Here is a 209-nt window from a genome sequence, read left to right on the forward strand (position 1 = left end):
CTATTAAATCAAGCAATTAGCCTATACCAGAAAAAAATGGTAAATATTTTATTAAAATAAGATTTATAGATGCGAATATATTCTACTATATCCATGTTTAAAACCTTTGAATATCTAACTTTTACGTGTTAAAATTACTTTGGAAATTATTTGAACCCTAAAAATATTATTATTCTTTTAAATGTTATTTAAATATGTACATTTATCCA

It is taken from the genome of Bacillus sp. JJ1773, assembly GCF_036962035.1.
Lineage (GTDB): Bacteria > Bacillota > Bacilli > Bacillales > Cytobacillaceae > Cytobacillus.